This is a genomic window from Ralstonia mannitolilytica (assembly GCF_000954135.1).
Lineage (GTDB): Bacteria > Pseudomonadota > Gammaproteobacteria > Burkholderiales > Burkholderiaceae > Ralstonia > Ralstonia mannitolilytica.
The window spans coordinates 770,735-791,984 of record NZ_CP010800.1 but is presented as its reverse complement, the minus strand read 5'-3'; the positions used below and the strand labels follow the sequence as shown (position 1 = coordinate 791,984).

Here is a 21,250-nt window from a genome sequence, read left to right as displayed (position 1 = left end):
ACAAGGCGGGACGTTCCCGCCTGGTTTGTTCTTGTTACTGGTAGGACAGCGTCACCACCGCCAGCGCCGGTTCCGCCCCCCGCGCGCGCGACACGGTGAGCGTGCCGTTGTTTGCCGTCAGCAAGGTGGCCTTGAAGCCGCCGTATTGGACCAGGACGTCTGGCTTGTCTCGCGCGTCGCCCACCCGCAAAGGCCTGAGCGACGATGCCGCCCGCGCTTGCACCGACACGTCGACCGGCACCACCCGCACCGCCGCCGAGTGCAAGTCCAGCACCACCCGATCGCCGGACGCAGACGAACGCGCCCGTAGCGCCTCGCCCGCGCCCGTCGCCTGCAGCGCAGGCTGCACGCGGAACCCGGCCTCGACGATGGCCCCCGTGAAGTAGATCACGCCGTCCTGGCTGCCGCCGGCAAGCGCGCTGCCCGCTCCGATGGCCGTCACCGTGGCGACGGCCATTGCCTTGCACTCCCTCAACATAAAACCCCCGATGCCCGACCCTTGGGCGATGTGTGGCGTCTGCCGTCTTGCAGGCGACTGCCTCAATAGTTTTTGACGATTTTCATCGTCCTCGGGATTCCATCCCAGTGGGGATTGTGGGCATCCCGGATTGCGGGTCGGACGGAGAGCGCGTCTCAGAGTACCGGCCACACGTCCAGCGCCTGCATCAACTGCTTGCCCAGCGGAATGCGCTTGGCCATGTCGCCCTCGCGCGGCATGTCGATGTTCAGCGCAAAGGCATAGACGCGTCCGGCACGCTCGACCCAGCCGACCCACCAGCCGATCTCCGGCTGGTATTCCGTGGCGACGCCGGTCTTGGCGTACAGCGCGGCATCCCCTTGCTGCTCGATCAGCAGCATGCGGTGAACCATGTCCCACGTGCGCGGCTTCACCGGCAACTGCTTGAGCGCCATGCGGCTGGTGAAGCGCGCCTCTTCAAGCGCCGAGATTTCGAGCGGACCGCGCAGCCAGAACTGGTCGATCACGCTGCCAAGCTGGCGATTGCCATAGTCGAACGCATCGACATACGCCTGCATGCGCTCCAAGCCGACGCGGCGCGCCACTTCCTGGTAGATCGGCACGGCCGACAGGCGGATCGCCTCGGGCAGCGCCATGTCGTGCTCCCACTGCTTGTAGGGCTGCGGCTTGCCGCCGTATGGCAGCACTTCATGATCGTCACGCACCGCGCCCGTGTCGAAGGCGATGAGGCTGTTCGGGATCTTGAAAGTTGAGGCCGGATGAATGCGCCGCGCGGCGCGGGCCGGGTCAACGACGTAGGTGCGGTCGGCGCTGATATCCATCAGGACGAAGGTACCGGAGACGCCGGCCTCGTCGAACACGCGCTTGAGATCGTTGCGCACGATGAGTTCGGCGTGGGCGGTGGCGGCGCTCATCGCCATGGCGCACACCGTGGCGGCAAGCACGAGAGGTTTCGACCAACGAGAGAACATGCAATGACTCCTTGAACGTTGTGGGTGGCTGCCGGCAGTCTCGACCGTACCGGCGCTGCGCATCGTAGGGAGTGCACGGCGCGCTGGCCAGCGCGCGACGCACGCGGCACGTCACGCGCGTAACGCCTGTAACGGCGGGCATGGCGCACAATGACACCCCGTTCTGCTTCGCCTGGCCTGTGCATGACGCCGCCCACCTTGCCCTCCCTCCATGTCGAACTGACCACCCCCCAAACCGTCGACGGCCGGCGTGCGCCGTTCCAGAGCCTGTGGCTGCTGGTGCGGCTGGCGTATGCACATCGGCTGTCGCCGGAGCAGCCCGTGGTGCGCCTGGCCGACCTGCGCGGCGCCGTATCGGACGCCAGCACGCAGCGCATGATGATCAGCCGCGCATTCCGCGACTGGCAGAACTGGGGAATCCAGGCCGGCTGGGGCGAACAGCGCGACCGCGAGCCGCGCTTTCTCAACGCCGACAAGCGCAGTCAGGGCCCGTTCTGGCTCACGCCCGAAGATGCGGCCCGCGTGCTGTGCCTCGTCGAAGGGCGGATTGCCGACGATGCCGACATACGCGCATTCCTCGGCATCACGGTACCGGAGGGCGGCGCGGACCACCTCGCAGACGCCCACCCCAGCGTGTTGTCCGGCCCGGCGGCGGGCACGCCCAACCCGGCGTTCTGGCATGCCTTCCTGACGGCGCGCCACGCCATGCGCGAGGGCCGCCTGCTGCATGCGCTCGGTGCCGGTGCAACGGCGTCCGACACCGAGCGCGGCGGCGCCCTGCTCGCGTTGCGCCACGCCAGCGATGCCGCCGACAACGACTTCCAGCGCGCCCTCGTCACCCTCGGCGAAGCGATGGCCGCGCGCCGCCTGGGGGATTCCACCCGTGCCAGCGCTCTGCTCTCGCAGTTGCGCGCGCACCGCCGCCAGCGCCACGTGCTGGGCAACGACTACCTCGCGGCCATGGAGCGCATCGTCACCGCATGGTGCGCGTATGACCGTCGCGACCTCGACCTCGCTGCCGGCCTGTTGGCCCGGCTGGCAGAAGCCGAGCCCGGTCGCAGCTTGCTGCGCTATCACCCGCAGATCCGCTTTGAGTGGAACAACCTGAGCGCCCTGATCGAGCGCGCCCGCCTGCTCTACGCCGAAGCCGGCAGCATTGCCCCGGCCGCGCAAACCCAGGCTGCGCAGCGCATCGTCGCGCAGTTCGAGACCGCGCTGGCCGCCGCGCTCGAGAGCCAGGCGGCAGATGCCGTACAGCAGGTCGCCGCCAACCTCGGCATGACGTGCTGGCTGCTGCGGGACGCGCTAAGCACCGCCCCCGACGCCGACGGAACGGTCGATGCCGTGCGCTGGCTCGCGATGAGCGAGTGGCAGGCGTTGCGCAACGGCGGGCCGCTGCAATCGGCGTGGAATGCCATCGCGCTGATGCGCATCGCCCGTGCAGACGCGCGTGACGCCCCGCTGACACTCGCCGACCTCCGCACGCAGGCTGGCCCGTTTGCCGAAGCCTTCGACACGCGCTACTGGCCGCCACGCTGGACCGACGTGGCCGCGCTGCGCCTGCGCGAGCATGACAGCGGCCGGCACCGCTATGGCCATGTGCAAGTCAGCGGGCTGCTGCTGGAACTGGCATGGTTTGCCCATGCCGATGGCGACCACGTTGCCGCCCGCACCGCCATGGATCGCCTGTCGCAAGCGATGCTGGATCTCGCGCCGCACGATCGGGCTTACTTCGTGCAGGCGCTCAAGGGGCTCGCATGCCGAACGTGCACCCGCTCCACATGAAGACGCCTCAGGCCACCAGCGTCATCAGCAGCAGCCGGTCCGCCAGCTCTTGGCGAAAACGATCGAATGCGTGCGGGGCAACGTCGGGCCGGCCCATGTTCTGCAGCCGTATCCCTTCCACCTGCCGGATGCCCATGGTCGCAAACACATAGCGCAGATATGGCATCAGGAAGTCGGTCTGGGCGTGGGCGCCGTCAAAGTTGCCGCCCGATGCCGACACCACGAGCACGGGGCGGTCCGCCAGCATGCCGACCTTCCCTTGCGGCGAGCCGCGGAACGTACGTCCGGGCCGCACCACGAGGTCGATCCACGCCTTGAGCACCGACGGCACGGTGTAGTTGTGCACCGGCGTGGAGATCAGTACCGCATCGGCCGCTTCGAGTTCGGCGATCAGCGTTTCAGACAGGACCAGTTCCGCGCGATGGGCGTCGGTGCGGTTGGCGTCAGGCATGAGGCTGGCCTCGACGAAGCCGGCATCGGGATGCGGCAGCGGCGTCGCAGCCAGGTCGCGCTCGATGATGTGCAGGCCGCTGGCCGCCTCGGCGAGCTGCCCGAGCACGAGTTGCGCGCCGCGCCGGCTGTGCGAGCGTGCTTCGCGCGGGCTCACTGCCACATGCAGCAACGTCGTCATTGCATGCCTCCGAACTGCGCCTTGACGCCGGTGTTGAATCCGAAGCGCAAGGCGCCGGCCAGCAGGCCGTTTCGATAATAGAAGCGGTGCCCGAGCACGTTGGACAGGGGCGTGTCCAGCACGAGCCGCGTGCAGCCCATGCGCGCTGCCTCGGCCTTGAGGTGGTCCATCAGCACGTTGCCGAGGCCGCTGCTGCGCAGGCGGTTGTCGGTCACCAGATCGTCGACATACAGGAATGGCCCGTAGACGAGGTTCTCCTGCAGCCGGTAGCCAGCCAAGGCGACAGGCTCACCGCCGCGCCAGACGGCGATGAGGCGATAGCCGTCTTCCACCTGGCGGCGCCAGCGCGCGACGAGTTCATCGGCGTCAGCCAGGTGCGGCCGCAGCTGGTGCATGACGGCAAAGCAGGCGCGCACCGCCGCTTCGCCTTCAACGGGGCGGATGGCTTCCATGGTCATGCCTCGGCCGGCGCGGGGGCCGGCACCTGCGGCGCAAAGCGCATCGCAATGGCGATGCGGTTCCACGCCTGGATGTTGGCGATGGCCGCCGTGAGGAAGGCGACCTCCATCCGGGAGAAATGCTGGCGCACGGCTTCGTATTCGTGGTCTTCCACGCCATGGTCGGCCGCCCTGGCCAGCGTGGTCAGCGCTTCCGTCCAGGCCAGCGCGGCACGCTCGCGCGGCGTGAAGACCGCTGGCGTATCGCGCCACACGGCCGCCAGGTCCAGCTTGGCCGAAGCCACGCCGAGCTTGCGCGCGAGGTTCAGGTGGAACTGCACGCAGAACGCGCAGCCGTTGATTTGCGAGGCGCGCAGCTTGACGAGCTCCGTCAGCGGTTTCTCCAGACCCGACGCGTCCACCGCCTTGCCCAGCGCCTGCAATGCCGGCGCCACGCCGACGGCGGTGTCGACAAACTCGGCGTAATCCATGCGGGGAGAGAGATCTTCCATGCCTGACTCCTGGTTGAGGGTTGATTGGAGCGTTGGTGGTAATATCAGTGCTCGAACATCTTATTCGAACTCTGACATCATGGGCAAGCGCACCACCTCCGCCAACGTGGGCAACGACACCTCTTCCCCCGCCATCCCCCCGCTTGGCCAGGGCAAGCGCGGCGAGCAAGGCTATCTTGGCTATCTGCTGCGGCAGGCCAGCGCGGCACATCGCCTGCGCATGGAGCGCGCCATGGCCGACGTCGGCGTGACGCTCCCGCAATTCCTGGTGCTGACGATGATCCGCGCGTACCCCGGCATCTCCAACGCCGACCTCGCCCGCCTGGCGCTGCTCACGCCGCAGACGGTGAGCGTGATCGTCGCCAACCTGGAACGCAGCGGCGCCATCGCGCGGCGGCCGCACGCGGTACACGGCCGCATCCAGCACATCGACGTCACACCGGAAGGCCTCGCGCTGCTGGACGCGTGCCGCAAGCGCTCAGGCGGCATCGAACGGGAACTGCTGGCGGGCTTTTCACCCGAAGAAGAACAGGTCGTACGGCGCTGGCTCGTGCATGTGGCCATGCTGGGCGGCGACAACGACTAGGCGGGCTCCGTTTTTTTCTGTCATCGCCCTTGACTTCTGCAGGGCGGCCACTATCATCCGATGTATCTTACGATATATCTGATGATGTACTGCAGGAGAGCGACGATGCACGGATGGTTCGGACGCCACCACAAGCTGTGGCTGGAAAAGCATTTCATGATGGGTCGCCACGGTCATGGCCGCGGCGGTTTCGGGCGTGGCATGGGCGGCTTCGGCGGCCCCGGCGGCTATGGTGAAGGCGATGATGAGGGCGGCAGTCCCTGGCGTGGCCGCCGATTGAGTTCGGCCGACCTGCAGCTCGTGCTGCTGGCGCTGCTCAAGGACGCGCCGCGCCATGGCTACGAACTGATCAAGGCCGTCGAAGAGCATTCGCTCGGTTTCTATACGCCGAGCCCCGGCATGGTCTACCCGGCGCTGTCGTACCTGGAAGACCACGGCTTTGCGTCGGTCACCGCCGAGGGCAACAAGAAGCGCTACGGCATCACGCCCGAAGGAGAGGCGTGGCTGGCCGAGCGGCAGCACAGTGCCGACGCCATCCTGGCGCAGTTGCGCGCCATGGGCGAACGCGTCAAGCGCATGAACGAGGCCATGGCCTTCGACCGCGAAACCGACAATGCGGCCGAATGGGCCGACGCGGGCCACGACCCGCTGCGCACCGCGCGCTGGCGCCTGAAGTTTGCGCTCATGGAAAAACGCTTCGCCTCGCGCGAAGAACAGCAGCGCGTGGCCGACATCCTGCTACGCGCCCTCAAGGAAATCACCGGAGAGCGCTAAGCCGCCCTTCCTTTTCCGCAGCCATCTATGTTTGCCTTCTATCGCACACAAGGTCTCATGTCGCAGCTGCTCAGTTCCACTCCGCCCGCCACGCGCCGCATGCGCGTTCGCGCCATCCACACGCTGTCGCCACGCATGCGGCGCGTCGTCTTTACCGGCACACACCCCACCGAGCTTGCAGATCTCGCCAATGCCCCGCCGGGCGCGGCGATCAAGCTGATGTTTCCGCAGGGCACAGCCGGCGCGACGCGCACGCTCGGGCGCGCCTACACCGTGCGCCACTATCACGCCGAGCGCGGTGAACTCGACATCGATTTCGTGGTGCATGACGAGACACCGGTCGCACGGCACGGCCCCGCCGCGCGCTGGCTCGAGCGCGCGGCACCCGGCGACGAAGTCGAGTTTGCCGGCCCCAAGCGCGGGTTCGTTGCCGACCCGAGCGCGCCGTGGACATTGCTGATCGGCGACGAAACCGCCCTGCCGGCCATCTTCGCCATCCTGGAGCACCTGCCCGAACCGGCGCAGGTGCAGACCTACATCGCCATCGGCGACGCCCGCGCACGGTTGCCGCTGGACGGCCCCTTCGCGGCACACCCGCGCAGCCGCAACATCCATTGGGTGGAAAGCGACACCGCGCATGCGGGCGCCATGATGGTCGGCGCACTGACGGCGCAGCCCATGCCTGCCGGCACGCCGCAGGTGTTCCTGGCCGGCGAATCGTCGTTGCTCAAGCAGGTGCGCACGCTGCTGGAAGGCGCGTGGGCCGTGCCGCGCGAGGTCATCGACGCCAAGGGATACTGGACGGCGGGCCTGTCGCGCGAAGAACGCAAGGCGCAGGAAGCACGCTGACGCGTACCGGCCGCGCCTTCAGGTCGCGGCTTTTGCGCCCGGGTTTGGCGCCACGCCGATGACCCACTCGCGCAGCAGCCGCTGACCGTGCAGCAGCGCCGCGTCCATCGCCTCGCGCGGCGAACCGAACGTGCAGCCCGGGCGCACGGGCTGCGAACCTGTCAGCGACTGGCCCTCCGCGCTGCGAAACACCACGTCGATACGTGCCTCCCAGCCGCGCACACCGGCCGGCGTCACGCGCGGGACGATCTCGACGTCCCCGGAAATCTTGTTCACCTCGTTCCTCCATTCCCCGCGCCCTGACGGGCGCATCGCGGTTTTTTCATAGCAACGGCCGTGCCCGTTTCAGGTGAGTGCGCATGTACTTGATCCAGGTCAAACTGCGTCGCCGCCGCCACCTTTAGGGCAGCGGCAGTGTGCCGTTGCAAGGGAGGACATCCCATTTTTCCCTCCCATTGCTCCGCGCCCCGAAGCGCCGCATCCCATGCGCAAGAACCTGCCCGTCACCCAGGCCGAAACCGCCCTCACCCCAACGGACTACCTGATCTCCCGGACCGACCTCAAAGGCCGCATCGTGTTCGCCAACCCGGCGTTCGTGCGTGTCAGCGGCTTTGCACACGAAGAGCTGATCGGCGCGCCGCACAACCTCGTGCGCCACCCTGACATGCCCGAAGCCGCCTTTGCCGATCTGTGGGCCACGCTGCAAGCCGGCAAGCCGTGGCGCGGTCTCGTCAAGAACCGACGCAAGGACGGCGGCTTCTACTGGGTGCTGGCCAACGTGACGCCGGTGTTCCAGAACGGCGCGATCGTCGGCTACACGTCGGTGCGCTCCATGGCCACGCCTGCGCAGGTGGCCCGTGCCGAACGCGCCTACGCGGCCATCAACGCGGGCGACCGGTCGTACACCGTGCGTGCAGGGCACATCCAGCGCACGGGCTGGCGGCGTGCGCTGAACCTGTTCCAGCGCGACAGCCTGCGCTTCAAGGTGATCGGGCTGCAAACCCTGATCGCCATTGCGATCCTGATCGGTACGCTGTGGGCGCACATCGCGCTGGAAGCGGCCGACCTGCACGGCACGCCGTGGCTTGTGCTGAGCCGCGACTGGCTGTGGCTGACCGGCGTGGGTTGCGCGGGGTTGGCGACGCTGTCCGGCATGCTGCTGGCCCGCACGCTGATCGGCCCACTTGAAGAAGCGGCCACGCTGGCCACACGCCTGGCGGCCGGCGATCTCACCTCGGCGGTGGACGTGCGCGCCACGGGCGAACTTGGCGAAGTGATGCGCGCCATGGGCACGATGCGCGCAAGCCTGTCGTCCATCGTGCGCGACATCCAGGATGGCGCCGCCAACGTTGCGCACAGCACGCTGCAGATCTCGGCCGGCAACCATGACCTGTCGTCGCGCACCGAGCAGCAGGCGGCGGCACTCGAGCAGACCGCGTCGAGCATGGATGAGCTCACCTCGATGGTGGCCGCCAATGCCGACCACGCCCGCGAGGCCACCGCGCTGGCCGAGCAGGCCTCCACGGTCGCGGCCGACGGCGGCCAGCTCGTGCAGCGCGTGGTGCAGACCATGGACGCCATCCGCGCCGACAGCCAGCGCGTGACCGAGATCATCGCCACCATCGAGAGCATCGCGTTCCAGACCAACATCCTGGCGCTCAATGCCGCCGTGGAAGCCGCACGCGCCGGCGAGGAAGGCCGCGGCTTTGCCGTGGTGGCCGGCGAGGTGCGCAGCCTTGCCCAGCGCAGCGCCCAGGCCGCGGCGCAGAGCAAGGAGATCATTCGCGCGTCCGACCAGTCCGTGCGCGATGGTGTGGAGCTGGTGCACCAGGCCGGCGCCACGATGACGCAGATCGTGCAGTCGGTGCAGACCGTCACGCAGCTCATGTCGGAAATCTCGGCCAGTTCGCGCGAGCAGAGCAGCGGTATCGCGCAGATCAACGCGGCAGTCTCGCAGCTCGACGGGGTGACGCAGCAGAACGCCACGCTGGTGGAAGAGGCGGCGGCGGCAGCCTCCATGCTGGCGCGCCAGTCCGAAGCGCTGAAGCATGCCGTGGCAGTGTTCCGCGCATGACGCCGTGGCGGCGGCGCCTACAGGGCGAATCGCGTATCGCGCTCGAGCAGCGCCGTCACCGCATCGGGCAGCAGCGGCTCGCTGAAGTAATAGCCCTGCAGCACGTCGCACTGGTGTGAGGCCAGGAAGGCCGACTGCGCCGGGTCCTCCACGCCTTCGGCGCACACCTTCACGCCGAGGTTGTGCGCCAGCACCACCACCGTCGTGCAGATGGCCGCATCGTTGGAGTCGCGATCGATGTCCTTGACAAAGGCGCGGTCGATCTTGATGAGGTCGATCGGCAGGCGCTTGAGGTAGGCCAGGCTCGAATACCCGGTCCCGAAATCGTCGATGGCGATGCGCACGCCCAGTTGCCGGATCGCGGTGAGGTCTTCGATCGTACGCTCGGTGCCCTCCATCAGCATCGACTCGGTCACCTCCAGCTCCAGGAAACCGGAGCTCAGGCCATACTCGCGCTGCAGCCTGAGCAGCGTCGGCAGCACGGTGCCCCGCTTGAACTGCAGCGGCGACACGTTCACGGCCACGGTCAGCCCGTCGGCCAGGCCGCGTGCGTGCCATTCCGCGCGCTGCTGGCGCGCCGCTTCGCTCAGCACCCAGTTGCCGATCTCGACAATCAGGCCGCTCTCTTCGGCCACCGGAATGAACGCAGCCGGCGGCAGCAGCCCGCGCGTCGGGTGGACCCAGCGGATCAGTGCTTCAAGACCGCATACGCGACCGGTCCGGGTGTCGACTTGCGGCTGATACAGCAGCCGGAACTGGCCGTGCTCCAGTGCGGCCCGGATCTGGTGCTCGAGGTTCAGGCGGTACGACACGCCAATGTCCATCTCGGGCGCGAAGAACTCCAGCCGGTTGCGACCGTTCTGCTTGGCCGCGTACATCGCCATTTCTGCGTGGCGGATCAGCGTGTCGGCATCGGGGCCGTGGGCAGGATATTCCGCCACCCCGATACTGGCGGTGACGAACACCTCGTGGCCTTCCGCCCGGATGGGTTCGGCAAACAGGTCGAAGCCGAAATCCACGCCGCGCGAACCGGCATGCGAAATCACCAGCGCAAAGACATCGCCGCCAAAGCGCGCGACGGTGTCCACCGAATCGGCGGCGTCGCGCAGGCGCTCGGCCACGCGGCGCAGGACTTCGTCGCCCAGCAGGTGGCCCAGGCTGTCATTGACAACCTTGAAGCGATCGATGTTGACGAGCGCCACGTAGAACCGGCTGCGCTGGCGCGCCGCCATCTCGACCGCCTGCTGCACGCGGTCGGCCAGCAACGTGCGGTTGGGCAGGCCGGTGAGCGGATCGATCGTGGCGTGCTGCGCAAGGCGCGCGCGCGTCATCTCCTGCTCGGTCACGTCGTCCTGAATGCCGACGTAGTGCGTCACCACACCCTGCGTATCACGCACGGGCGAGAGCAGGAAATTGTTCAGGAACGCGTGCCCGTCCTTGCGGAAGTTGCGCAGCAGCACGCGGATCTCGCTGGCGTCGCGCAACGCCGCGCGGACTTCATTGAGCGCCGGCTGCCCTGGCTCGGACGAATGCAGGAAGCGGCAATTGCGGCCGAGCACCTCTTCAGCGCGATAGCCGGTCATCCGCTCGAAGCCCGGGTTCACATAGACGACGGGAAGGTCCGGCTGCTGGGCATCGGCCACGGTGATGCCGGACGGCACCGATTCGACCACACGGCGCAGCAGACGCAGCTGCTCGTCGGATTCGCGTCGCTCGGTGATGTCCTGCATGGTGCCGAACAGCGCGACGACTTCGCCCTGCTCGTTGCGCTCGATGTTGCCTCGCGAGAGCACCCAGCGGCGCTCGCCATCGCGGCGGATCATCTCCAGTTCCAGCGAGTACGGCTGGCCTTCGGTAACGGCGCGGCTCGCGGCCTCGCGCAGGCGGTGGTAGCTGTCTGCGGTGAAAAACTGCGCCTGCTGCGCAAAGGTCGGGGGTGCGCCAGGCGGGGTTCCCGTCAGCACGTACATGCCTGAAGACCACGTGGTGGAGTCGCGCAGCACGTCCCAGCGCCAGCTGCCGAGCTGGGCGATCTGCTCGGCCACGCGCAGGTTCGCCTCGCTTGCGCGCAGCTCCTGCTCGATGGCGGAGCGCTGCGAGATGTCCGTCACGCCGCCCACCATGCGCAGGGCGCGGCCATCTTCTGCGCGATACAGGCTCGCCCGAATTTCCACCGTGCGCGTGGTGCGATTGGCGTCGATCACTCGGCAGACCTGGTGCCAGCTGTCGCGATCGGAATTCAGTGCCGCGCGCAGTGCAGCGCCAAACGCCTCGACATCGTCCGGATGCACGAACTGCTGGAACGTCAGCGTGCGCGAAACGCCGTCCCCCTCGCTGGGCCCGAGCAGCGCATCGCTGCCGAGCAGGCGGTGCAGGCTGGCATTGGCCCACGACTCTCCGGTGGCGATATCCCAGTCGAAGATCCAGTCGTTGGTGGCGCGCGCCACGCGCTGGAAGCGCTCGGTCAGGCGGTGAACGGTGGCGTCGTGGCGCGCGATAGCGGCGCGCATCTCGTTGAAGGTGCGCTCGAGCAGCGAGAGCTCATCGCGCGCATCGCCATGCTCGGTGACCCGCGCCGAGAAGTCGCCGCGCGTGTAATGGCGCGCCGCGTCGACGAGCGCATCGATGCGGGGCATCACGAGCCGGCGCATCGCGCCCTGGATCAGCGCAAGCAGCAGCGCCACCATCAGCAGGATCGCGCCGCCGCCGGCCAGCGTGATGTTGCGCTGCTGGCGGACGATATCGCTGGCATCCAACCCGCGCACGACGTGCAGGCGGCCGGCGGCTGCGTGCGGCGGCACCGCCATGGCGGCATAGGCGCGCGGCACACCGTCGGCGTCGTTGGTCAGCAGGGGCCTGCCGGCTGGACCAGGCATGACGGACAGCGTCTCGCGCACAACCGGCGGCATGCCCGCGTGCGCGGGTTCGCCCAGGTGCGAGAGCACGTTGCCGGCTGCATCGACGAGGTAGACCGGTGCGCCCGGCTCGCCGTCCACGGCGGCGGCCATCAGTGCACGCTGGTGCACCGCCGCGTAGGCCACGCCACGTACCTTGCCGTCGCTTCCGACCAGCGCACGGGCGGTGACCAGAACGGGCTGGTGCGATACATGCCCCGTCACAAACGGCGACAGCGCCGGCTTGCCGCTGGCCAGCACGTCTCGCACGTACTGGCGGTCGGACACATCGAGACCAAGCCTGGACGCATCGGGCGCGCAAACGACCTTGCCGTTCGCATCGACGATGCCCAGTCCGGCGAGCGTGTCCTGATTGCGGAAGACGCGGCTGACGAAGCGGCTGCATTCCGTGGCTTCCATGCGCAGCGCCGAATCGTCGGCCACCAGCACGGAAAGCAGCGCGTCGGCATTGGACAGCACCATGCCTACACGCGCGGCGGCGGCTTCGGTCTCGTGGGTCAGGCGCTGGGCGAGATGGTCATTGAGCCGGTCACGGTAGAGCGCCACGCCGGCCGTCGCCACGATGATGGCCGGCAATGCGGCCACCGCGGCCAGAGCGAGCAAGCGGCCGCGCAGCGTGGTGGGAAAAAAAGCGTGCTTCGGCACTTGAATGACCGGTAGAGCCTGATATGGAGAGAGTGTGCACCCTGCATTGGCACGATGCGCGGCTCAACGACCGTTCGAGCGCACGATGCCGATGCGGCATCGTGCCGAAAAACGGTTGACGCAGTGCGGAGGCATTTTGCTTGCAATTCCTATCGCACGCAACTTGTGGATAGCCAGCACACAACTGTGCCCCAGCGCCGCAAGGCGGGGCCAAACAAGCCCCGTGCCCGTACCGCCGGCAGCCAGGCCCTGTACTGGGCAGCGGCGGCATCAGGCGGCTGGCCGCAGAATCGTTAAAACCGTGCGGCGACCGATGGGTCAACGTGCGCGTCGATGGCCCACCGGATCTTGAACACGATGCGCTCGGCGGTCGATGCGGCGCCTGCGACAGCCTCGCTGGCGGCCGTGCTGACGGGCGGCTGCCGAGCAGCGTCCGACACGGAAACCGGGAACGAGTTACCCTTTCCCCCGATCTCCGGCACAGTCTGCCGCGTTTTTCCCCTGCCTTCGGAGGCTCCTTTGCTCCGCGCGTTCGAACACCTGCTCGACCCCTTCCCGCCCGATGAGCCGCCGCTGCCGCCCAAGGGCCTGGCCGCCTTCCTGTGGGCCTGCACCCGCGGCACGCGCCGCTACATCGCGGCACTGGCGTTGCTCAGTGCCGGCGTGTCGGTCTATGAGGCGTGGCTGTTTTCGTTTCTTGGGCAGGTGGTCGACCTGCTGTCGGCATGGCAGGCCGGGCACGAAGCCGCCGCGCAGGCGCAGCGCGTGCTGTGGGGCATCGGCATCGTGCTGGTGGTCAGCGTCGGCCTGGTGGCGCTGCGCACGATGGTGCAGCATCAGGTGCTGGCCATCAATCTTCCGCTGCGGCTGCGGTGGGATTTCCACCGCCTCATGCTCCGCCAGAGCCTGTCGTTCTTTTCGGACGAGTTTGCCGGGCGGGTGACCACCAAGGTCATGCAGACGGCGCTGGCCGTGCGCGAGGTGCTGTTCACCTTCATCGAGATCGTGCTCGCCATCGGCGTGTACTTCATCACCATCATTGCGCTGGCGGGCGGTTTCGATCTGCGCCTGATGCTGCCGTTCATCGCCTGGGTGGTGCTGTTCGGGCTGGCCATGCGCTACTTCGTGCCGCGTCTTGGCAAGGTCGGGCAGGAGCAGGCCCATGCGCGCTCGTCCATGACCGGGCGCGTGACCGACGCCTACACCAACATCACCACCGTCAAGCTGTTCTCGCACACGCGCCGCGAAGCCCATTTCGCCCGAGCGGCCATGGAGGATTTCAAGGACACCGGTTTTCGCCAGATGCGGCTGGTGAGCCAGTTCGAGATCGTCAACCAGACGCTCGTGGTGGCGCTGATCGCGGCGGCGGCCGGTTATGCGCTGTGGCTCTGGCGGGCGGGCGAAGTCGGCACCGGCGCGGTGGCGGCCGTGACGGCCATGGCCCTGCGGGTCAACGGCATGTCGCACTGGATCATGTGGCAAATGGCTTCGTTGTTCGAGAACATCGGTACTGTGCAGGACGGCATGGCCACACTCACGCGCGTGGCAAAGGTGCAGGACGCACCCGGCGCGCCCGCGCTCCATGTCACGCGCGGCGAGGTGGAATTCGACAACGTCAGCTTCAACTACAACGGCGAACGCCAGGTGATCGACGGCCTGAGCCTGAAGGTGCGCCCCGGCGAGAAAATCGGCCTGGTCGGCCGCTCGGGCGCCGGCAAATCGACGCTGATCAACCTGCTGCTGCGCTTCTACGACGTCGACAGCGGCCACATCCGCATCGACGGCCAGGACATCGCCCAGGTGACGCAGGACAGCCTGCGCAGCGCGATCGGCATGGTCACGCAGGACACATCGCTGCTGCATCGGTCCATCCGCGACAACATCGCCTACGGCCGGCCGGACGCCACCGACGCGGAGATCCGCAACGCCGCCATCCACGCGCAGGCCGAGGAGTTCATCCGCCAGCTCAGCGACCCGCACGGCCGGACGGGTTACGACACTCTGGTCGGCGAGCGCGGTGTGAAGCTCTCGGGCGGCCAGCGCCAACGCATCGCCATCGCGCGCGTCATGCTGAAGAACGCGCCGATCCTGCTGCTCGACGAAGCCACCAGCGCGCTGGATTCGGAAGTCGAGGCCGCCATCCAGGAAAGCCTGGACGTGATGATGGAGGGCAAGACGGTGATCGCCATCGCGCACCGGCTGTCGACCATCGCTGCCATGGACAGGCTGATCGTCATGGACCAGGGGCGCATCATCGAAGAGGGCACGCACGCTGCCCTGCTGGCCCGGAACGGCACCTACGCGCGGCTCTGGCGCCACCAGAGCGGCGGCTTCCTCGGGGAGGAGCAGGATGAGATGTCCGACGCCATCCAGTAGCGCGCGGCCAATATGACGGCGGCGAGCCGGGCCAAGCGGCAGCGGCCATGAAAAAAGCCACCGGATAGCGGTATCCGGTGGCCTCAAGAATACGCTTTGAACGGGGAAGTTCAGCGCGTTTGAAGCATAGGCAATGGCCCTCACCCGCGCCAATACCTAGGATTGGGTAATTTGGAAAAAACCCTGCCTGCGCAGCGGTTTTGCGCCACACATCGGTCCGTGTGTGTGCCTTCGGCGCAACGCCGCCACCCCACGTGGATATCCACCCCGGCGACCGGGTGCCGCAGTCCCGCCACAGTCCGGTTGCGATATAATGAAAACGATTCGCATTTACGTGGCTCTCGCAGCTGCCTTCCAGTTATCACGTTAACGATACGCACGATGCGGCTTTCCGAGCTCTCCCGCCGGGCGACGGCGGTGGTGGATCACGTTGAAGACCGTGAGCCCGCCGATCCCATCAGCCAACGCCTGCGCGAACTCGGCTTCGTGACGGGCGAACCGGTGCGCGTGGTGGCCGTGGGACCGTTCGGCGGCGACCCGCTGGTCGTGCAGGTCGGCTTCACGCGTTTTGCGCTGCGCCGCCAGGAGGCCGATCGCGTGCGCCTGCGCACCGAGGCCGCCGCGCAGCCCGCCACCCCATCGATCACCGCCGCCGAGACGGCGCCGCCCGCCAAGGTGCGCGAGGCGGCCTGAGCCGCCCGCGACCGGCCGCGCCCGCCGCCCGCTTTTATCCGGCTTCATGCAGATGCACGCTTCCTCCTCCTCTTCTTCCTCGACCGCATTGCGCGTTGCGCTGGTGGGCAACCCGAATTGCGGCAAGACCGCGCTGTTCAACCTGCTGACGGGCAGCCGCCAGAAGGTGGCCAACTACGCGGGCGTGACGGTCGAGCGAAAGGAAGGCCGCTTCACCGCGCCCTCGGGCAGGCACGTGCAGATTCTCGATCTGCCGGGGGCCTACAGCCTGGTCGCCACCAGCCCGGATGAGGCCATCACGCGCGACATCTGTCTGGGCACGTTCCGCGGTGAAGCGCGCCCCGATCTGCTGGTCTGCGTGGTCGACGCCACGAACCTCCGTCTGCACCTGCGCTTCGTGCTGGAACTGCAGCGCCTTGGCCTGCCGATGGTGCTGGCCCTGAACATGGTGGATGCGGCGGAGCGCCGCGGCATCCGCATCGACCGCGCCAGGCTGGAAGCGGCGCTCGGTGTGCCGGTCGTGCAGACGGTGGCCATCAAGCGCAATGGCGCGGCCGAACTCGTCGCGCACATCGATCACGAGCAGTTGCCGGCGGCGCCGGTGGGGCTGCCCGCCGACGCCGACCCGCACGTCGAGGTCAAGCGCCTGCTGGACGCCGCCGTCAGCATGCCGCGCAGCACGGCCGAGCTGGACGACCGGCTCGACCGCATCGTGCTGCATCCGGTGCTGGGCCTGGCGCTGCTCGCCGTGCTGATGTTCCTCATGTTCCAGGCGGTGTTCTCGTGGGCACAACCGCTCATGGAAGGCATCCAGCGCGCGGTGGAAGCCGTGGGCGCGTGGGTCGGCACGGTCATGCCAGACGGCATGCTCAAGAGCCTGCTCGTCGACGGCATCATCGCCGGCACGGGCAGCGTGCTGGTATTCCTGCCGCAGATCCTGATCCTGTTCCTCTTCATCCTGTCGCTCGAGGAATCGGGCTACCTGCCGCGGGCTGCATTTCTGCTCGATCGGCTGATGGCGGGCGCGGGATTGTCGGGCCGGTCGTTCATTCCCCTGCTCTCGAGCTTTGCATGCGCGATCCCGGGGGTGATGGCGACACGGACGATCCAGGACCCGCGCGACCGTCTGGTGACGATCCTCGTCGCGCCGCTGATGACGTGCTCGGCCCGGCTGCCGGTGTATGCACTGCTGATTGGCGCGTTCATTCCGGTGCGCCAGGTGTGGGGCGTGTTCAACCTGCAGGGGCTGGTGCTGTTCGGGCTGTACATGGCCGGCATCGTCTCGGCGCTGATCGTCGCCTACGTGCTGAAGTACCTCAAGCGCGACCGCAGCGAGCATCCGCTCATTCTTGAGCTGCCGTCCTACCGGCTGCCCAGCGTGCGCAACCTGGCGGTGGGGCTGATCGAGCGTGCGCGCATCTTCCTGCGCCGCATCGGCACGGTCATCCTCAAGATGATGGTGCTGCTGTGGTTCCTGTCCACGTTCCCGTCGCCGCCGGCCGGCGCAACGGGTCCGGCCATCGACTACAGCTTTGCCGGCTACATCGGCCGCGCGATGGAAGTTGTGTTCGCGCCGATCGGCTTTACGTGGGAGATGTGCATCGCGCTCATTCCCGGCATGGCCGCGCGCGAAGTTGCCGTGAGCGCCCTGGCGACGGTGTACTCGCTTTCGGCCACGCACGAAGATGCGGCCGCGCAGCTGGCCCCGGTCATCGCGCAGCAATGGTCGCTGGCCACGGCGCTGGCGTTCCTCGCGTGGTTCGTCTACGCGCCGCAGTGCATCTCGACGCTGGCCACCATCCGCCGCGAGACCAACTCCTGGAAGGTGATGGCGGGCACGGCGGGCTATCTGTTTGCGCTGGCCTATCTGGCCGCGTTTGCCACCTACCAGATCGCACGGGTGCTGACATGAGCGTGTATCACGTGGTCGAAACCGGCGTCGTCGCCACCGTCGTGGCGCTCAGTGCGCTGTCATTGACGGGCCGATATGCGGCGGACATGCGTGCCCGCACGATGGCGCGTATGGCTGGCTGGTGTGACCGTCCGTCGAGGCCGGCATGGATGCGTGCGTTCGGCCAGCGCTTGCTGACCCCCGGCGAGGCACCATCGTGCCATTCGGACCCGCTCTCGGGCAGCGCGTGCGGCAGTGGCTGCAGCGGCTGTGCCTCGGGCGAATCATCATCGCAAGCCACCGTCGAACAGCCGATCCGCTTCGTACGCCGCAAATAGCTGGCGTCGACGCCACATCACAACACAACGGGCCCGAATCACGCGGGCCCGTTGTGTTTTTGGAAAGCGCAGGCGTAGACTGGTCCAAACCTGAACGGGGGACGCGTCATGACCGAAGAACTGCTGGTCCAGTTGATTGCGGAAGTCGAGAAGGAAGACCCGGTGGATTTCGCCAACCTGCCCTTCGACGAGCAGATGTTGCGCAACCTGGTCTGCAGGCTGGTGTCGCGCCAGCTGACGCAAATGGAAGATGCCCACTTCAGCCAGGACGAGGTGATCGTCTCGCTCACGGCCAGCATCGCCAAGCTTGTGCTGGAAAACCTCGTGTTGAATGCGCGCCTGCTGGCACAGCAGGGTCACACCGAGACCGCGCGCGAACTGCTCGACCGGATCGCCCGGCAGGCAAGGGGATAGCGGCTCAGCGCGCGACGTTGTACTGCGTGCGCGCCCGCATCAGCAAGCGCTTGGCAACGGACAGGCCGCGGATAGCCGCTTCATCGTCGTCGGTGCGGACATCGAACTCGGCGCTCCAGTTGCAGCCGGTATGGTCGGGGCGATGGATGCACATCGCGCGCAACTCGCATTGCGCGCATTCCGGATGTTGCTGAACGCAGCGGGCCAGCAAGGTCTTGAGTTCGTCTTCGGACTTCAAACGGCGTCGCATCGGCATCTCCTGGGTAACACGGTCTGTTGGAACCGCTGCCGCCAGATGAGTTTCGCCACGATCGCCCCGATGATGTTTCAGGGCGTTACCGCGTCACATCAGTGTGAAGTGCCTGCCGGCGGCTGGCAGGCCGGACACACGCCATACAGCGCCAGCGCGTGGTCGCGCAGCACGAAGCCGCGCTCGTTGGCGACGCGCTCTTGCCGGGCCTCGATGGCATCGTCGTGAAACTCCTCGACACGGCCGCACGACATGCAGATGAGGTGGTCGTGATGCGCGCCCTCATTGACTTCGTAGACCGCATGACCCGCCTCGAACGTGTGGCGCAGCAGCACGCCGGCATCCACCAGCTGGTTGAGCACGCGATACACGGTCGAGATACCGATGTCGAGCTCCGATGTGAGCAACTGGCGGTAGACATCTTCCGCGCTCAGGTGGCGGCCGTGCTCCGTACCGGCAGCGAGGATTTCCAGGATCTTGACGCGCGGCGACGTGGCTTTGAGCCCGGCCCGGCGCAGGTCGGTCGAGTTTGGCATGGCGTTGGGGGCGTGAATGAGGTACGACCGGGGGGCGGTACTGCAGGCAGAACCAGAAACGGCGGGATCGCAATCCTTCACGCGCAGTCGCTGCGTTCTGAAAAAAAACGGCATGGCTGGCAGCCCGGGAAAGACGCAGTCGGGAAAGCGGGGTCTGAGTGCTTTCCCGACTGTCGGGCGGCTTGCTACGGCCAAACGCTCTGTGTGTCAGAGCGGTCCCCACAAAAGATCGGTTGCCGGGTGCGCCCACCTGATGGAGCACGGCGCACGCGGCGGAATTCGGCTCGACGCGCCGTGCGATGGAGAGGCCGTAGAGACCTTTCCACCGACTGCAGCGCCGTCGATGGACACACTATAAATGCGAATGATTCGCATTTCAAGAATTTTTTGGCGGCCGCGGAAGGCCATGCGCCGGGTGGGGTCACCCGGTCGCGCGCAAGTTACACCGGCCCGATTGCGCGGGCATAGCCTGTCGGCGAGAAGCGCAGCGTGGTGGCCATCGAGACGACGATGACGCCGATCAGCAGCAGCCACGGCGTCTGGAAGCTTCCCGTAGCCGCGCGCAGCCAGCCGACGACGTAAGGAATGATGCCCGTGATGATGAAGCCGATGCCCTGCACGAACGCGGCGAGGTAGCCGGCGGCACGCGCGTCGGGCAGATGATCGAGCGTGAGCGCCAGGCACAGCGAGAACATCGAGCCCAGCCCGCCCCCGATGAGCGCCACCCACAGCGTGGTCCCCGCCGTTGGAGCGAGCAGCAAGCCCAGCATCCCCCCAAGTTGCAGGACCAGCATCGCCAACAGCCACGGGCGGCGGTCTGGCCAGCGCCGCGCCAGCACCGGCGCCGTGAAGGCACCCAACACCTGGAACATCGTCATCACGCCGATCAGGCCGCCGGCATCCTGCGCGCTCCAGCCCAGTTGACGATAGAACATCGGCAGCCACGCGATCATGCTGGTGTAGCCGCCGTTGGTCACGCCAAAGTAGACGGCCAGCAGCCATGCGCGGCGATTGCCGAAGAAGTTCAGCACCGGCCCGCGCTGCACGGCGGCAGCTGCCTCGCGGGGCCGCGCCGTCGTCCACAGCATCAAGGCGGCCAGCGCAGGCACGGCCCACACCCCCAAACCGACGTGCCAGTCGGCAAGGTGGGCGATGCGCGGGCTCAGCGTGGCGGCAAGACCGCCGCCGGCCATCAGCGACGCGGAATACAAACCCAGCGCCATCGGCACGCGCCGCGGGAACCATCGTTTGACGATGCCGGGCACGAGGGCCTGCACGATGGCGACGCCGGTGCCGGCCAGCGCTGCGCTGGCGATCAGCGACAGGCCATCACCCGCCCACAGGCGCCACGCGCATGCGCCTGCAATGGCGAGCAGGCTGCATGCCACGCCGCGATGTTCGGGCAGCCAGCGCGCGAGCCACGGCAGGAACAACGCCACGCTGCCCATGCACAGCACCGGGATCACGGTCAGCAGCGACGCACCCTGCAGGCCGAGGCCCGTGCCTGAGCGAATCTCCGCCAGCAGCGGGCCGATGGTCGTGAGGATCGGCCGCAGGTTCAGCCCGAGCGCAATCACCACCGCCATGCCGATCCATCCGGCATCGGCCCACGCGGATGACGCGGCCGATGCGGCCGAGGCCGCGCCCCGTACGGCCGCGTCACTCATGCCTGGCGCGCCTGCCACGCGTCGTAAAGCCCGTGCTCACCCGCAGGTTTCAGCGGGCGCAACTGCAGCTCGCCTGCGTCCGGGGCACGGCGGATCTCGGCGTACATGGCGGCGGTCGACATGCCGAACGCCTCGCCGTCTTCGTTCGAGTACGCAAAGTACGCCGCGCGGATACCGCAGCGGTGCATGGCCGCAAAGCACATCGGGCACGGATGGCCGCTTGCGTACATCACCGCGCCGGTCAGGTCGGACGTGGCCAGCGCGTGGCTGCCCTGGCGAATCGCCTGCATTTCGGCATGCGCGGTTGGGTCGTTGGTCGTGTGCACCTCGTTGACGGCGCGCGCGACGATCTCGCCGTTGCGTACCAGCACCGCGCCAAACGGCAGGCCACCTTCGTTGACGTTGGCGCGGGCCAGCGCGACGGCCTC

The 21,250-nt window shown here is 67.6% G+C and carries 21 protein-coding genes and 1 pseudogene; 10 read left to right on the top strand and 12 right to left on the bottom strand.

The window, feature by feature from the left end:
- Window positions 1-34: 34 nt before the first annotated feature.
- Complete coding sequence (locus TK49_RS20190) at window positions 35-457, bottom strand: hypothetical protein (protein WP_233902557.1); 423 nt, start codon at window positions 455-457, stop codon at window positions 35-37.
- Between the two features lie 176 nt (window positions 458-633).
- Complete coding sequence (locus tag TK49_RS20185; protein ID WP_045219469.1) at window positions 634-1,449, bottom strand: OXA-60 family carbapenem-hydrolyzing class D beta-lactamase OXA-444; 816 nt, start codon at window positions 1,447-1,449, stop codon at window positions 634-636.
- 183 nt (window positions 1,450-1,632) lie between these two features.
- On the opposite strand from TK49_RS20185, the gene TK49_RS20180 reads away from it, so the two are divergent.
- Window positions 1,633-3,234, top strand: coding sequence for a hypothetical protein (locus tag TK49_RS20180; RefSeq protein WP_045219465.1), 1,602 nt, complete (start codon window positions 1,633-1,635; stop codon window positions 3,232-3,234).
- 7 nt (window positions 3,235-3,241) lie between these two features.
- Here the strand turns inward: TK49_RS20180 and TK49_RS20175 are convergent, their stop codons facing one another.
- From TK49_RS20175 to TK49_RS20165, 3 genes are read right to left on the bottom strand one after another with little or no spacing between them, the layout of a single operon-like run.
- Entirely contained in the window at window positions 3,242-3,865 is a 624-nt protein-coding gene (locus TK49_RS20175) for an FMN-dependent NADH-azoreductase (RefSeq protein ID WP_045219463.1), read from the bottom strand.
- Entirely contained in the window at window positions 3,862-4,323 is a 462-nt protein-coding gene (locus TK49_RS20170; RefSeq protein WP_045219461.1) for a GNAT family N-acetyltransferase, read from the bottom strand. The genes TK49_RS20175 and TK49_RS20170 overlap by 4 nt, the downstream gene beginning before the upstream one ends.
- A complete protein-coding gene (locus TK49_RS20165) occupies window positions 4,320-4,814 on the bottom strand; it encodes a carboxymuconolactone decarboxylase family protein (RefSeq protein WP_045219459.1) in 495 nt (164 codons plus the stop codon). Before TK49_RS20165 ends, TK49_RS20170 begins: the two co-directional genes overlap by 4 nt.
- A gap of 79 nt (window positions 4,815-4,893) precedes the next feature.
- Here TK49_RS20165 and TK49_RS20160 point away from each other — a divergent pair, with 79 nt between their 5' ends.
- The 3 genes from TK49_RS20160 (at window position 4,894) to TK49_RS20150 (ending at window position 7,023) form a co-directional block, all read left to right on the top strand.
- Window positions 4,894-5,400: a MarR family winged helix-turn-helix transcriptional regulator gene (locus tag TK49_RS20160; RefSeq protein ID WP_045219457.1), complete on the top strand. Its 507-nt coding sequence runs from the start codon at window positions 4,894-4,896 to the stop codon at window positions 5,398-5,400.
- Window positions 5,401-5,505: 105 nt separating this feature from the next.
- Window positions 5,506-6,174, top strand: a complete 669-nt coding sequence (locus TK49_RS20155; RefSeq protein ID WP_045219455.1) for a PadR family transcriptional regulator — start codon at window positions 5,506-5,508, stop codon at window positions 6,172-6,174.
- Window positions 6,175-6,201: 27 nt separating this feature from the next.
- Window positions 6,202-7,023 carry a siderophore-interacting protein gene (locus tag TK49_RS20150; protein ID WP_045219453.1) on the top strand — a complete coding sequence of 274 codons (822 nt, stop codon included), beginning with the start codon at window positions 6,202-6,204 and terminating at the stop codon, window positions 7,021-7,023.
- An 18-nt stretch (window positions 7,024-7,041) separates the two neighbouring features.
- Here the strand turns inward: TK49_RS20150 and TK49_RS20145 are convergent, their stop codons facing one another.
- Window positions 7,042-7,299, bottom strand: coding sequence for a hypothetical protein (locus TK49_RS20145; protein WP_045219451.1), 258 nt, complete (start codon window positions 7,297-7,299; stop codon window positions 7,042-7,044).
- A 208-nt stretch (window positions 7,300-7,507) separates the two neighbouring features.
- Here TK49_RS20145 and TK49_RS20140 point away from each other — a divergent pair, with 208 nt between their 5' ends.
- Window positions 7,508-9,097, top strand: coding sequence for a methyl-accepting chemotaxis protein (locus TK49_RS20140; protein ID WP_045219449.1), 1,590 nt, complete (start codon window positions 7,508-7,510; stop codon window positions 9,095-9,097).
- Window positions 9,098-9,114: 17 nt separating this feature from the next.
- On the opposite strand, the gene TK49_RS20135 is transcribed toward TK49_RS20140, so the two are convergent.
- Both TK49_RS20135 and TK49_RS24635 read right to left on the bottom strand, forming a co-directional pair.
- Entirely contained in the window at window positions 9,115-12,657 is a 3,543-nt protein-coding gene (locus tag TK49_RS20135; RefSeq protein WP_045219447.1) for an EAL domain-containing protein, read from the bottom strand.
- A 293-nt stretch (window positions 12,658-12,950) separates the two neighbouring features.
- Complete coding sequence (locus tag TK49_RS24635) at window positions 12,951-13,097, bottom strand: hypothetical protein (protein WP_157774024.1); 147 nt, start codon at window positions 13,095-13,097, stop codon at window positions 12,951-12,953.
- A gap of 79 nt (window positions 13,098-13,176) precedes the next feature.
- Between TK49_RS24635 and TK49_RS20130 the strand changes: the two genes are divergently transcribed.
- The 5 genes from TK49_RS20130 (at window position 13,177) to TK49_RS20110 (ending at window position 18,369) form a co-directional block, all read left to right on the top strand.
- A complete protein-coding gene (locus TK49_RS20130; protein ID WP_045219445.1) occupies window positions 13,177-15,033 on the top strand; it encodes an ABC transporter ATP-binding protein in 1,857 nt (618 codons plus the stop codon).
- A 381-nt stretch (window positions 15,034-15,414) separates the two neighbouring features.
- Window positions 15,415-15,726 (top strand): FeoA family protein, encoded by a 312-nt coding sequence (locus TK49_RS20125; RefSeq protein ID WP_045219442.1) that lies wholly within the window; start codon window positions 15,415-15,417, stop codon window positions 15,724-15,726.
- A gap of 46 nt (window positions 15,727-15,772) precedes the next feature.
- Window positions 15,773-17,638, top strand: coding sequence for a ferrous iron transport protein B (gene feoB, locus TK49_RS20120; protein ID WP_045219440.1), 1,866 nt, complete (start codon window positions 15,773-15,775; stop codon window positions 17,636-17,638).
- Window positions 17,635-17,955 (top strand): DUF6587 family protein, encoded by a 321-nt coding sequence (locus tag TK49_RS20115; protein ID WP_045219438.1) that lies wholly within the window; start codon window positions 17,635-17,637, stop codon window positions 17,953-17,955. Before feoB ends, TK49_RS20115 begins: the two co-directional genes overlap by 4 nt.
- Before the next feature lie 108 nt (window positions 17,956-18,063).
- Entirely contained in the window at window positions 18,064-18,369 is a 306-nt protein-coding gene (locus TK49_RS20110; RefSeq protein WP_045219436.1) for a hypothetical protein, read from the top strand.
- Window positions 18,370-18,373: 4 nt separating this feature from the next.
- Here the strand turns inward: TK49_RS20110 and TK49_RS20105 are convergent, their stop codons facing one another.
- The 4 genes and pseudogenes from TK49_RS20105 to TK49_RS20090 form a co-directional block, all read right to left on the bottom strand.
- The gene (locus TK49_RS20105) at window positions 18,374-18,619 is read right to left on the bottom strand and encodes a hypothetical protein (RefSeq protein WP_045219434.1); all 246 of its coding nucleotides are present in this window, start codon (window positions 18,617-18,619) and stop codon (window positions 18,374-18,376) included.
- A gap of 98 nt (window positions 18,620-18,717) precedes the next feature.
- Window positions 18,718-19,155 (bottom strand): ferric iron uptake transcriptional regulator, encoded by a 438-nt coding sequence (gene fur / locus TK49_RS20100; protein ID WP_045219432.1) that lies wholly within the window; start codon window positions 19,153-19,155, stop codon window positions 18,718-18,720.
- A 440-nt stretch (window positions 19,156-19,595) separates the two neighbouring features.
- Window positions 19,596-20,822, bottom strand: a complete 1,227-nt coding sequence (locus TK49_RS20095) for a CynX/NimT family MFS transporter (protein WP_045219430.1) — start codon at window positions 20,820-20,822, stop codon at window positions 19,596-19,598.
- A pseudogene (locus TK49_RS20090) lies at window positions 20,819-21,214 on the bottom strand (nucleoside deaminase); the annotation flags it as partial. The gene TK49_RS20095 and the pseudogene TK49_RS20090, both read right to left, overlap by 4 nt.
- Between the last annotated feature and the right edge of the window lie 36 nt (window positions 21,215-21,250).